A 13,199-nucleotide genomic window follows, 5' to 3' on the forward strand; every position below is an offset into this window, starting at 1 on the left:
CGTTAAAACAGCTAGCTCAAAATTTAGAGTCTAGCAGTTCCGCTTTATCCCGTGGTTTTAAGGAGTTATTTGGCATGAGTCCGATGCGTTATCTCAAGGTGCGAAGACTCAATGCATTGCGACAACGGCTGAAAGCAAGCGATCCGGAGAACTCTAGTATAACTACGCTTGCAGGTCAATTTGGGTTCTGGAGTGCAGGTCATTTTGCTAGAGATTACAAAGCTATGTTTGGAGAGTTGCCTTCAGAGACGTTGCAAAAGACTGCAAAAGTTTAGTTTGAGTATTAGACATCTCCAAAAATCAAAAATAAAATCAATTATTATCCAGAAATTATCAATTATTCCCCTCCTGGGAGGGGTGAGGGGTGGGTTCCCTGTTCCCTGTTCCCTGTTCCCTGTTCCCTGTTCCCTCTTTTCTGGAGATGTCTATATGATGGATAAAATAAAGTTTTCATAAAATGGTTGAGAATTAGTCGATCAATTCAACAATATGGGAAATAATACCAAAATGCTGTTCTAAAATTAAGAAAAGATAACTAGAAAATCTACAAGGTTAATATGGAAAGAGGTTTATTGTGGTTGCCCCTATTGGGTGTGTTTATCTGGTTAGCTTGGGCAGGTTGGAATGAGTATCAAAAGTTGGAATCTTACCGTGCTTGGGCAGAATCTTTTGAGAAAGCTAAATATGATATTTATGCGGTATTGGGTCAGAATGGTGAAAGTATAACTTGGGGAAAACCTACACGTAAGGGACCTGTTAATTTGGAAACCTTTTCTTTGTCAGATGTGATTTCGCTACAATTATTAGTTAATAATAAGGTAGTAGATCCGGAAAATTTACCAGGTCAAGGTAAAGTAGTTTTGGAGTTTATTTTTTCTGATTCTAAAAATATCCAAATTCCCTTTACAGATATTGATTTAGCAGTTAATTGGTGCAAATATTTACAGCAAAAATTATAGTAGTTGAAGTAAACTTTAGTAAATTTGCCTGTTCCCTTAAAAAAATAGATATTTCATCAAAAAAATGTCGGAACGTTCCATGGCAAGTTGTTAAGCATTTAAACCATATATCCAATTTTTGTTCAAGGCAACAGGCAACAGAAAACAGGGAATATAAAACCTAAATGATTTTTAGCTTACCTCCCTATAAGTTTAATGGGTGTTGGTGATGCGTGGCTATGATTTTGCTTTAATGGCGATGGCATAAACATTAACTGAAAAGCATTTTATATTTTGCAAAATTTAGGTTTCATAGCTTGATTCACCAACACCGTTTAATGGGTAGTCCTCCATCGTAATAGTAGATAGGAACAATCAATTTCCAGTGGGAGCATCCTGCCCGCGAGTACGGGAGCAAGATGTTCCCACTGTTTTCCTCACAAAAATAGGCGTTGGTGAAGCGCGGGTATGATACTAATCTTAATTACTTAGGAGTCAACCCACCCCTGTCCCTCCCAGGAGGGGAATTCAGTCGGACCTCCTCAGGAGGGAAGAAAGAAGAATAAACCCCAAGTATAAGGAGAAAGTTTTTTGGTCGGGTAAGTACGGGAGCAAGATGCTCCCACTGTTTTACTCACAAAAATAATAAAAAATCAAATCAATTATAGGGGATAAATTATCAATTATTCCCCTCCCAGGAGGGGAAGGACCTCCTCAGGAGGGAAGAGAATGCGCGAAACATTTGCTCTTGGATGAAGATGAAAATTTTTTTTATACCGAACCCGAGCGGATTTGATATAAACCCTTATTTATCGGTAATGCACAACCATTACAATGTACCACCATCGTTTAATAAATTTCTGGGGATGTCTAATATCAAATCCGGTAGTATCGGTACAATTAATATCGTAGGGGTTTTGTGACCAAACCCCTACCAAGTTTGGAATTTTGCCTCTTTTAGAATCTTCTACTCCAAAGTAAGCGTATTTGATATAATAGAGTCAAGCTTACTAATACCAATTCACTTTAAATATGTCACAAATAGTTTCAACCTTTAGATATGAAATAACTTCCTGAAATTACTATATTGTTAAAGTTTTGAGCTGATAAAATCTTACTTTTGACTTTGAATTTTTGACTTTTAAATTCCCTACTCCCTAAAAAAAATGGTATTAAAATTTCTGAAAAAAATTAGTAAAGCAGTGGCAGAAGCAGCTAAATTTGTTACTCTTAAAAAAAATGCAAAATCTACAAATATAGTAACTACAAAAAATCCCGTTTTAGCCAAACGAAAAGAAAATATTCAACTAGAAAAATTAAAACTAGAATATATCCAAAATCAAGATAACTTTGATTTAGAGAAACTGAGTCAAGATAATTCCCAAGAATTACAGGCATTTATTCAAATTGCCGAAACTACCAGACTCGAAACAAATATAGATTTTCCAAGATGGCTGTTGGAACAAGAAAAAGCAATTCAAATAGAACTACTCAAACAAAACTATGAACTTCAACGAGAATTAGTTGCCTATCAACGAGAAACTTCTCTACAAATTATAGAAGAACAAAAAAGATTAGAAAATTCTCCTATTTGGTTAGTTGCTGCCGATATTCTCAACTCCGATCCAGAGGAAAAAATTCTGCCTCTGCGAGTTTTCTTTGCTCCGCCAAAACTCGTATTTGATAGACTTGAAGCAGCTAATAATTATCCTAATTTTTTCCCTAATATTGAACTGACTTTAGCAGACGGTTTGCGACAATTTTTCATAAATTATACAGCTAAAGGCAGAGAAATAGATTTTTTGGCAGGAGCTTGGGTAAGTAAATCTTTTCATAGTGAAGCCAGTATTAAAGCTTTATTTGGTGTATTAAAATCTCAGCCAACTTTAGTTTTAGAATCAGAAGTTAATGGTAATTATCTCAATTTTAGAATTGCTTATTGGAGTTTAGGTTGGTCGAAATATCGTTACGACCCTATTATTTCTAGATTGCCTTATCAAGATATTTTATATGAATCTGCGAAACTCCGGGCGCGTCGATGGTTAGCAATTAGGTCTAAGTTAATTGCTACCGGAGAAAAAGGGAAAAAAATTGATGAACTTTATGGCGGTAATAATTTAATCAACCTGAAAAAATTACAGCGAGAGCAAAAATTTAGAAAGGCAGGAATTGACATTAGTGAGTTGGATATGAACTATATTGTCAATCAGAAAGACTTTGAGGAATTAGGGAAATTTTTAACTCTTTATCATTGTATATTTGCTGGTTTAGTAGCAGATGAATATTTTTTAGTTGAATATAATCTCCCTCCTATTTTGCCAGAATTATTACCCGATTTAATTAAAAATTTACCAGAATCTCCAGAAGTTGATGAGATGATGGAATCGGTGATTTTATATTATCAAAAAATTTATCAATATTTAGAAATTCAGCGTTCTGGTTGGATGCCAGAATTGACTTTAGATTTAGCTCAAAGTTTGGCAAATTTACAAAATAAAGTTTGGGCAATTACACAGATTGAACATTCCTTAAAATATTGGTTAAAGTCACGGGGTTTGTCGTCAGTTCCAGACAAATTAATTTTGCTATTGGAAGCCATAGAATCTGTAGTAAAAGCAGAAGATTTGGAATATGTAAATAAATTAAATCAATGTTTAACAGCTATTGGTGAAACTAGGCAGTTAAATATAATGGAAATTTGCTACAAACGAGCAGTAAGTAATTTTAAACAGGAAGATTATCTAGGAGCAATTAGTGATTTTGACCACGCAATAAAGCTGAATCAAAATTGGGGTGAAGCTTATTATAATCGTGGTTTTGTTTATGGAAAAATCGGTCAATATCAAGCAGCCATTAATGATTTTACCCAGGCATTGCAGATCAATGAAAATTGGGTAGATGCCTATAATAAACGAGGTGATACTTTTAATCAATTAGGACAATACGAACAGGCGATCACTGACTATCAACAAGCATTAAAACTACAGCCAGACTGTGAAGATGCTCGGCGAAACTTGGGCATTGTCCAGGGAGTTGTGGCAGAAATAAAACGCCAACAACAAGAAGAAATAAAACCAGTATCTCCACCCGTTCAAAAAACATCAAAACAACAGAAACATAAACTAGAAAATTGTGTTGTAACTAATGAATTTCAGGCACATTCAGAAGGAGTAAGTTGTCTTGCCATCAGTCCAGACGGACAAATATTAGCTAGTGGTAGCTATGATGACACTATTAAGTTGTGGCAGTTGAGTACCGGAGAAGAAATTTCTACTTTTACAGGACATTCCGACGATGTGGAGTCAGTGGCATTTAACCCTAATGGCGAGATATTAGCTAGTGGGAGTTACGACCACACTATCAAACTATGGCAGTTGAGTACAGGCAAAAAAATTCGCACTTTGCGCGGACATTCCAATGATATTGAGTCCTTAGCATTCAGTCCCAATGGTCAGATACTAGCGAGTGGAGGGGATGATAACGAAATTAAGTTGTGGCAGGTGAGTACGGGTAACGAACTTCATACTCTCAGGGGGCATTCTCAGAGGGTTTGGTCTGTGGCGTTTAGCAATGATGGGCAGATGTTAGCAAGTGGGAGTGGTGACAATACCATTAAGATTTGGCATTTAGCTACAGGGCAAGAAATTAAAACTCTCAGGGGGCATTCTGGTTATGTGAGTGCAGTTGCGTTTAGTACTGACGGTGAAATATTGGTGAGTGGCAGTGATGACAACACTATTAAGTTATGGCAGTTGAGTACGGGTCTGGAAGTAGCTACTTTGACTGGGCATGACAAAAGTATTTGGTGTTTAGCAGTTTCGCCAGATGATACTTTGCTGAGTGGGGGTGCGGATAATATGATTAAAATATGGCAGTTGAGTACAGGTCTGGAAATGGGTACTTTGACTGGTCATGCTTTGGGTGTTTTAGCTGTAGCAATTTCTCCTGAAGGAGATTTTTTGGTCAGTGGGGACGGTGATGGTTGTATTAGGGTTTGGCGATAGGTTGTTTGCACTCAGGAGTCATATCATGTCCGCTTGAATAGTTACACCTTGGTGAAGGGAAGGCAGAAGGATTTCTGGCAATTTTGATTTAATTTTATACACAAACTATGCTACCGGACATGATATCAGGAGTCAAGAAGGAAGACGAGAAGAAAGTTTTTGACCGCTAATTAAAACTCACATTCCGCACTTCAATTTCTAACATTAAAAGTAGTAGAAAAATCCGTAACTTGGTAGATATTTATACTATATAGCTCCTACATTTGACCTTTCTCAGCAGTCAGATTCTCAGGAAAATATTAAGTACAAATACTCAATTACTTACTCCTATTGACCACTATAATTGTCTCCTGTCTCCTAATAATACCATTTTGAAAAAAGAATGTTACGAATAGTAAGAGGGATAAAAATAATTTTCAGGAGACATCCCTTTGACAAAAAAGATGATTTCCAACCTAAAAAGTGGTATTGAAGCCATTCCCATACGACTCCTGACTCGGTCTTTCCCCTCGTGGGAGGGGGAGGGGCGAGGGGTGGGTTGACTCCTAAAAAATCCCCTAGTTATTTGTAGCAAAAATTTATCAAAATGGTATAATAGACATCTCCGAAAAAGAATAGACTTTTTGCAGAAGTAGGCAACAGGCAACAGGCAACAGGCAACAGGCAACAGGCAAAAGGGAAGAAAATTTATGAAAAAAGACACAAAAAATAATCTATATGTGTAATTTCCACTCCTATGTCTAATAAGTATTCAACCGGATTTTATATTAACTGTGGCAAAGTCGTTGATGTCTTTGAGGAAAATGGTGGTTTTGACAACGTTTGAGCAAACTCCACCTACTGCTGTAAGAATAGCTTCTAGGTTTTTCATTACTTGTTCTGTTTGTTTACTTACATCGTCGGTATAGACTATTTGATTGATTCTAGTGTCGATCGCTATTTGACCTGATACAAAAATCATTTGATTATATGGACTAACTGCTTCGGGTGCTTTGTCGGTTTTGATTATTTTGCGTATTGTAGTAGGTATTATTGTTTCTATTTTTTGTTGGTTATCGCTTGGTGTTTCTGCTTTGGTAAATTCTTCATCATTCGGCATTATGGTATCAGTAAAGTCTGCATCTTTATACTTTCCACCCATAAGTTTTAGCACCAGATAAATTGGCTTTAATCAGATTAGCTCCTTCTAAGTCAGCTCCCATCAAATTTGCTCCTTGTAAATTTTTCCTTTCTAAATTTACTTCTTTGAGAGAAGCTTTTTTAAAGTTTGCATTAGTAAGGTTTGAGCCAATACCACATCACTATATAATATATAATAGATGTAAATATCAATAAAAATTAAAGACTATGAAACTGCCAAAAATTATTACTATTACCCTTTTAACAATTGCCGGATTAACTACGCCAATTCTAGCAGAAAATGCCAATGATATCCGAAGATTTTTAGATAATCCATCAGCAGTTTGTCAAGGATGCGACCTTAGTGGAGCTGACCTTAGTAATATCAGACGACGAGGTGCAAAACTTAGACAAGCTAACTTAACAAATGCCGACTTAAGCAAAAGTAATTTTAGTGGTTCTTACTTTACTTGTGCTGACTTAGCTGATGCTAACCTGCAAAATACTAACCTCCAATGGTCTAATTTAGTGGATGCTAATCTCCGTGGAGTTGACCTCAGAGGTGCTGACCTCAGCAAGACTGATTTAAGTGGTGCTATTTTCGAGGGTGCTTTAACAGAAGGGGTAATATTAGAAGGAGCAAAAATGCCTGATGGAGCAACTATTTATGATGGCCGTGGTTTAGAGTCATTTCAGCCTAGACCCATTTTATCTCAAGCACGAGTTCAATGTCTGGGAGACCAAAAATAATCGGTAGTGGTGCATACTCATGGTAGAGGGAAATGGAGATATGTGGAGATGGGGAGATGGGGAGATGGGGAGACCTGGAGCGGAAAAAACTGTGAGTAGGAAAGAAACCGAAATACATCCTCTCTCTTGGTCGATTGGATATGGGGAAGTCTCCTCGCCATCCCACTCTACGGGAAGCTCCGAAGATCAACCGCTTTCTTTTAATTGGAGCTGAGGTAATAACAGTTGACATCATTAGGTAATTTGTCCAAAGTCCAAATCAATAGACATCTGGTAAAAATCAAAAATCAAATCAATTCTCACACTATATATATCAATTATTTCCCCTCCTGGGAGGGGGAGGGGTGAGGGGTGGGTTCCCTACTGCCTACAGCAAAGCTGCCTACTGCCTATGCGTGGAGGAGATGTCTAATACCATTACCGTTGCAGGACTGCCAAATAATCTTAATTGTTGAAGTTTGGTTGAAGAATAAAACTTCAAACTCTTAATATAAAATTACTTCAAATTATGATTAATTAGTTTGGTATGAGGTCTGGAGATAGTGAATTGTTTATAGTCTAATGAATGGTTAAATAATTTGATATTATAGGCTTTGTGAGAATCCCCTATTCCTCTCCCCAACCTAAAATTTCTTTGTTTGTTTTTTCTTTTTACCAAATAATTAAGCTTGAAAGCTTCTACGCATCAAGAATAAAAAAAATCATTTTAGTCAATCCTCTAATTTTAAGGAGAAGTAATTATGAATGATAATTGTTATAGGAGTTGCCATTACTATATTTGACAGATAAAAAGCTTAAAACTTAGATCACGCCAGATTTTTCCTTCTTCCTTCTTTCTTCTTCATTCTGCTATAATTGTTGAATATTTTCAGAAAATATGTCTATTTATTCCTCAAAATCTGCCGATCATTTTGTAGTTAATTACAATAATATTACGGCCGCAGCTAATCGTTTATTGTCGGTGGCTAATCGCACACCTGTAATAACTTCAAAAACTGTAAATCAACTAACTAACTGTCAAGTATTTTTCAAGTGTGAAAATTTTCAACGAACAGGATCATTTAAGTTTAGAGGAGCTTACAATGCTCTATCTCAACTATCAAAAACTCAAAAACAATCGGGAGTCTTAACCTACTCTTCGGGCAATCATGCTCAAGCGATCGCCTTAGCAGGAAAATTATTAAATATTCCCACAACTATAGTTATGCCCGACAACGCTCCACAAGTAAAAAAAACGGCTACTCGTGGTTATGGAGCAGAGATAATTTTCTATGATGTAAATGAAATAAATAGAGAAAAACTAGCTCAAAAAATTGCTCAAGAAAAAGGTTTGATAATTATTCCTCCTTATGACCATTGTGATATTATTGCCGGACAAGGTACAACTGCTTTAGAATTAATTGAACAAGTAGGAAGTTTAGATTTACTATTAGTATGTTGTGGTGGGGGTGGTTTACTTTCAGGTTGCGCGATCGCCACTAAAAATCTCTTAAAAAACTGTCGAGTTATTGGCGTGGAACCGAAAAATGCAGATGATGCAACTCGGTCTTTTTATTCTAAAATTCTACAAACTGTATCTAATCCTAATACTATTGCTGATGGTGCTAGAACACCTTATTTAGGCAAGTTAAATTTCCCATTAATTTTGAATTATGTTGATGATATGGTGACAGTTTCAGAGGAGGAAATTTTAAGAACAATGTATTTTATCTGGGAGAGAATGAAATTAGTAATAGAACCCACTGGAACATTGGCAGCAGCAGCTTTATTAGAAGGTATTGTTAAAGTTTCTGGTGTGAGAGTTGGAGTAATTATTAGTGGAGGAAATGTGGATTTAAAACAGGTGGGAGAGTTATTTAAATTTCTTAATTAACTGTAAATAAATTAATAAATTGACTAAATTGAAAGTTTAGGAGCTATAAAGAACTAGCAAATTAACTATTGAACAATCTTTTGTGCAACAAAGCATCTAATATCATGTCCGGTTAAACAGTGATAAATAAATAACTACGGAGTCCTCAGGAGTCAGGAGTAAACCCACCCCTCGCCCCTCCCAGGAGGGGAATTCAGGAGGAAAGAGGGAAGAAAGAAGAAGAACTGGAGTTGAAGGAGAAAGTTTTTTTATAACTAATTATCCGGACATGATATAAGCACCAATAATACTGTTGTCGGAACTCAATTTCACAATTTTCCTGAAGTTCCAATTCCCATAGTTGCTGATATGAGTTCTGACTTTTTGAGTAAGGTCGTAGACCCTTCTCCCTGTGCTTATATATATGCACACGCTCAGAAAAATGTCGGACTTTCGGGAGTGACTGCGGTTGTAATCCGAAAGAGTATTTTGGAAAATAGTCCGGACGATCTGCCAGAACTTCTAGACTATCGCACCCATATCGAACGTGGCGTTGGTGAATTAATGTATGATATTAATCTTAATTATTTAGGAGTCAGGAGTCAGGAGTCAGGAGTCAGGAGGAAAGAAAGAAAGAAGAAGAAAGAGTAGTAGAAGGAGGAAGTTTTTTGTTTGCGCTCTTATCCGGACAAGATATCATACCTCTTTTCACCAACGCCCGAACGTAAGTCTAATTACCATACACCTCCCTGTTTTTCTATCTATATTATGTGGCATATTTTGCGCTGGATAGAAGAAGATATTGGTGGAGTGGAAGCAATGGAAAAAATTAATAGGCAAAAATCTTCTGCTCTCTATGATTTTATTGATGCGACACTTTTATTTGATTGCCCTGTAGAAGTTGATTCGCGATCGATGATGAATGTAGTTTTTACTTTGCCTACGAAAAGCTTGGAAGAACAGTTCATTCAGGAAGCGTTTGCATCTGGACTTGTTGGTGTAGCAGGACATCGTACTAAGGGAGGATGTCGTGTCAGTCTTTATAATGCTGTCACTTTAGATGCAGTTAAAAATCTGGTCGAATTTATGGATAAGTTTGCTCAAAAAACGAATTATCAAAAATCTGCTTGAGCGTACATAGATTCAATAAGTTCATCATCATTATTTTGGCGTTGCACAATCAGGGATGATTAAATCCGAAAGTAGATATTTTTGGATAATTCTTTCCTCAATATATGTACAGTTTAAAATCTATTATCATTCTTTAATGTGCAACCCCATTATTTTAGTTGACGTTGGTGAAAAGAGGTATGATATCCTGTCAGGATAAGAGCGCGAACAAAAAACTTTCTCCTTCTACTACTCTTTCTTATTCTTTCTTTCCTCCTGACTCTGTCCGACTGAATTCCCCTCCTGGAAGGGGGAGGGGCGAGGGGTGGGTTGACTCCTAAATAATTAAGATTAATATCATACACGCGCTTCACCAACGTCTTTTAGTTTATTAGAGTTGTCGCTAAATAAAGGGAAAAAATCACTCTAACCTAGACAGAGCAATAATTCCCAGCATTTTTTTTCTCCAATAGCTACAATCCTTACAGAACAAGGTTTTTGGGGGATTTTTAAGTTATAAAGCTACAAGTCTATTGATTGTGATGTTATTGAACCAAATTTAATATTATCATTTTCTTTGTGGGTTTAATACCCCACCGTCAACGGGGGTGTTCAAAATTACTTGGGGGAGCGAATCCCCATGTAATTTTCCTCCTGTCTCCAGTATAGCTGTCTCCTGTCTCCTTCTTCAACAGGATGTTAGGTATGAGGTACGAAAAACTAGGACTTGAGATTGCTTTCCGTTCCGGAATGCTCCGCAAACCCTATGGGTCGCAATGACGGAAATACGCTCAGGTGCGTAAGTCCTATTAGTATAAGTCAAACATCTGCCGCCTTTTTTGCTTCTTCTAACCAACGATCAAACAACTCTTGATTATTTTCAACCCACTCCTTAGCATGGCGACGAATATCCTCTGGAGAATCTTCACCCTCTTTAATATATAGACTTTCAACATTCATATCCTCAGCAGGAATTTGAACCAGTTCAAACCAACGTTTGGCAACTGGGTTAGCTGCTAAAAATTCTTTGTTAGCAAAAATTCGCAGGCGATCGACAGCAAACCCAAGATTTTTACCTTCTATAGTGGTGTCTTTTACTGTTATATTTTTCTGGGATTCTGGAAGAGAGGTAAAGGGAACTTCCAACCAAATTATATCTTTGTCTGGTTTTAAGACTGTAGATACCCAGTGAGGATTATAAGCATAGTAGAGAACACTTTTCCCTTGCTGGTAGCGACTAATAACATCTGCAAGCAAAATAATGTATTGTCCTCTATTGTGTTCAACTGTATCTTCTAGTCCATAAGCTTTGATATGATGATCGATTATTCGTTCACAAAACCAACCAGGATTACAACCAACTAAATTAGCTTTACCATTACCATCCGAATCAAATAGTTGAGCAATTTTCGGGTCTTTAAGTTGTCCAAGATTAGTAATTTTATATTTATCGGCAGTTTTTTTATCGATTTGATAACCTTGTATCAAATCAGGAGTCAGAACTCCAACTCGCTCTAACTTTTTTTCACCCCCAGCATTATTAAAATATTCTTGGTGTGCTTTTTCAGCACCGATAACACTATAATCTAGGTCACTATTAGCAACAGACAAATAAATAGCAGGGTAATCAATTTCTTTCGGTTTTTCAATCTGATAACCAAGTTTTTCCAGACCAATATTCACAATTTCTGTTTGGAAATGTTCTTCAACCCAATTACTATGGGCAGCACGAACTCTAGTTTTTTTTACAGACGAATTTGATTGACAGGCAATTAAACCTATCAACAAAATTGTCAAAGTCATTCCTAAAGCAAATTTTCTGAACTTTTGTTTCATTAAACAGTTCTAATTAACTTATAATAAAGATTATTTAGGTAGACTATATCCTCAAACATTTGATTATCCAAAAACTTTATAAAAGCTTAAGTATTCTATATTTTCATAGGCAAAAATTATGCACTAAATTACAATCTAATACTAGAGCGTTAATCAAACAAATGAAAATTATTTGTTATCAATAATTCGCAGGCGATCGCTAATTATTTTGAGATCTGAAAAAATACTCTGGAGCTGAGTTTAGAGGTAGGAAGCAAGAGGCATTATCAATTACCAGTTATTAGTTATCAGTACCGCTCTAATTATTTCGAGATCTGAAAAAATATTCTGGAGCTGAGTTTAGAGGCAGGAGGCAAGAGGTATTTACAGCAAATATTTGTCTCAATGTTATAATACTCTAGTTCATTATACAGTTTATTATATAAGGTAATTTGTAAGCATTAAGCTATTAGCAGTCAGCTCGAGCGCAATAAAAATGAATGAAGTAAGTACTGGTTTAACTTCTACTACATTTTCAACTATATGGAGGGAAATGTAGATGTAGCTCGCACTTATTGCTAAGGTTAAGTAATAGGCAATTCTATTATTCATACTTTTAATTCTATAAAGCTGTTTGCGTAGCATTCCGTAGGAATAGCTGATAGCTGATGCCTGAATGCTTACGGTAATTTAAACTCAAACAATCAAGTTTATTTCCCAAAGAATACAAAAGATCAAACTTTCTTCAATTATGAAAACTCAACAATATCAACCATTTTTACTCCGCTTATTTCACGGTATTAATGCTTTACTGATAATTGCTTGCCTAATTACAGTTTTTTTAGTTTATGATAGCTGGGACGGTAGATTTGGTCAACTTGGTCTGACTGTAAAAAAACCGCAGTTTAATTGATATTCATGGAACTTTTACTTTTGTCTTGTTTTTTGTATTTTTGGGGTTTCTAATAGTTAGTATTAAAATTGGCAGAAACCGTTTAATTCAATCAGATGATTTGCCAAAATTAATAAATAAAGTAGGTACAAAAATTTGGTGGCATAGACTGCATCGCATTGTTAATACCACAATTTTACTGGCAGCAATTTTATCCATAGGTTCGGGAAAACTTCAAGATGAAAATTTGCTGCCAAGTGGAGAAATGAATCACATTTGGTACTACATTCATCTCACAGGTTGGTTAATAATGTTATATCATGTCCGGTTAAACAGTGATAAATAAATAACTACGGAGTCCTCAGGAGTCAACCCACCCCTCGCCCCTCCCAACCCACCCCTAACCCCTCCCCTCCTGGGAGGGGAAGGACCGAGTCAGGAGGAAAGAGGTAATAAAGAAGAACAACTGGAGTTGAAGGAGAAAGTTTTTTTATAACTAATTATCCGGACATGATATTATTGGCGATCGCTACTCACTTATTGATGAGTGCCAAAATAGGTGGAATATCTCTAATTTTATCTATGTTTAGGTTATAGCAGGGAATAGGGAACAGGGAACAGGGAACAGTAATAAAGAGGAGCTTTAAAAAGTTGAATATGAAAAAATTACAGGACTTACGCATAACTACCAAATATAGTAGGGGTTAACGGCCGTTAAC

Annotated in this window: 13 protein-coding genes; 10 read left to right on the plus strand and 3 right to left on the minus strand. The window is 36.2% G+C overall.

Annotated elements, in window-relative coordinates; all coding sequences use genetic code 11:
- The 3 genes from F6K27_RS23785 to F6K27_RS23795 form a co-directional block, all read left to right on the plus strand.
- Positions 1–275: helix-turn-helix domain-containing protein (locus F6K27_RS23785; RefSeq protein WP_287278670.1), on the plus strand; the 275-nt coding region annotated here is incomplete at its 5' end.
- Positions 276–557: 282 nt separating this feature from the next.
- Positions 558–959: a hypothetical protein gene (locus F6K27_RS23790; RefSeq protein WP_287278672.1), complete on the plus strand. Its 402-nt coding sequence runs from the start codon at positions 558–560 to the stop codon at positions 957–959.
- 1,145 nt (positions 960–2,104) lie between these two features.
- Positions 2,105–4,942: a tetratricopeptide repeat protein gene (locus F6K27_RS23795; protein WP_287278673.1), complete on the plus strand. Its 2,838-nt coding sequence runs from the start codon at positions 2,105–2,107 to the stop codon at positions 4,940–4,942.
- Between the two features lie 751 nt (positions 4,943–5,693).
- Here F6K27_RS23795 and F6K27_RS23800 read toward each other — a convergent pair.
- Positions 5,694–6,083 carry a Rid family hydrolase gene (locus tag F6K27_RS23800; protein WP_240039211.1) on the minus strand — a complete coding sequence of 130 codons (390 nt, stop codon included), beginning with the start codon at positions 6,081–6,083 and terminating at the stop codon, positions 5,694–5,696.
- A complete protein-coding gene (locus tag F6K27_RS23805) occupies positions 6,067–6,234 on the minus strand; it encodes a pentapeptide repeat-containing protein (RefSeq protein ID WP_240039213.1) in 168 nt (55 codons plus the stop codon). The genes F6K27_RS23800 and F6K27_RS23805 overlap by 17 nt, the downstream gene beginning before the upstream one ends.
- Positions 6,235–6,289: 55 nt before the next feature.
- On the opposite strand from F6K27_RS23805, the gene F6K27_RS23810 reads away from it, so the two are divergent.
- From F6K27_RS23810 to F6K27_RS23830, 5 genes are all read left to right on the plus strand, one after another.
- Entirely contained in the window at positions 6,290–6,811 is a 522-nt protein-coding gene (locus F6K27_RS23810; RefSeq protein ID WP_124147832.1) for a pentapeptide repeat-containing protein, read from the plus strand.
- Between the two features lie 19 nt (positions 6,812–6,830).
- Positions 6,831–7,025, plus strand: a complete 195-nt coding sequence (locus F6K27_RS23815; protein WP_124147831.1) for a hypothetical protein — start codon at positions 6,831–6,833, stop codon at positions 7,023–7,025.
- A 663-nt stretch (positions 7,026–7,688) separates the two neighbouring features.
- A complete protein-coding gene (locus F6K27_RS23820) occupies positions 7,689–8,684 on the plus strand; it encodes a threo-3-hydroxy-L-aspartate ammonia-lyase (RefSeq protein ID WP_124147830.1) in 996 nt (331 codons plus the stop codon).
- Positions 8,685–9,032: 348 nt separating this feature from the next.
- Entirely contained in the window at positions 9,033–9,314 is a 282-nt protein-coding gene (locus tag F6K27_RS23825) for a hypothetical protein (protein ID WP_287278676.1), read from the plus strand.
- 21 nt (positions 9,315–9,335) lie between these two features.
- The gene (locus tag F6K27_RS23830; protein WP_287278678.1) at positions 9,336–9,794 is read left to right on the plus strand and encodes an aminotransferase class V-fold PLP-dependent enzyme; all 459 of its coding nucleotides are present in this window, start codon (positions 9,336–9,338) and stop codon (positions 9,792–9,794) included.
- Between the two features lie 798 nt (positions 9,795–10,592).
- Here F6K27_RS23830 and proX read toward each other — a convergent pair.
- The gene (gene proX / locus F6K27_RS23835) at positions 10,593–11,609 is read right to left on the minus strand and encodes a glycine betaine/L-proline ABC transporter substrate-binding protein ProX (RefSeq protein ID WP_287278679.1); all 1,017 of its coding nucleotides are present in this window, start codon (positions 11,607–11,609) and stop codon (positions 10,593–10,595) included.
- 730 nt (positions 11,610–12,339) lie between these two features.
- Here proX and F6K27_RS23840 point away from each other — a divergent pair.
- Both F6K27_RS23840 and F6K27_RS23845 read left to right on the plus strand, forming a co-directional pair.
- Positions 12,340–12,501 carry a hypothetical protein gene (locus tag F6K27_RS23840; protein WP_287278681.1) on the plus strand — a complete coding sequence of 54 codons (162 nt, stop codon included), beginning with the start codon at positions 12,340–12,342 and terminating at the stop codon, positions 12,499–12,501.
- Positions 12,502–12,601: 100 nt separating this feature from the next.
- A complete protein-coding gene (locus tag F6K27_RS23845) occupies positions 12,602–12,826 on the plus strand; it encodes a hypothetical protein (protein ID WP_287278683.1) in 225 nt (74 codons plus the stop codon).
- Positions 12,827–13,199: the final 373 nt, after the last annotated feature.

Origin of the sequence: Okeania sp. SIO2F5 (genome assembly GCF_010692685.1) — a bacterium.
Lineage (GTDB): Bacteria > Cyanobacteriota > Cyanobacteriia > Cyanobacteriales > Microcoleaceae > Okeania > Okeania hirsuta.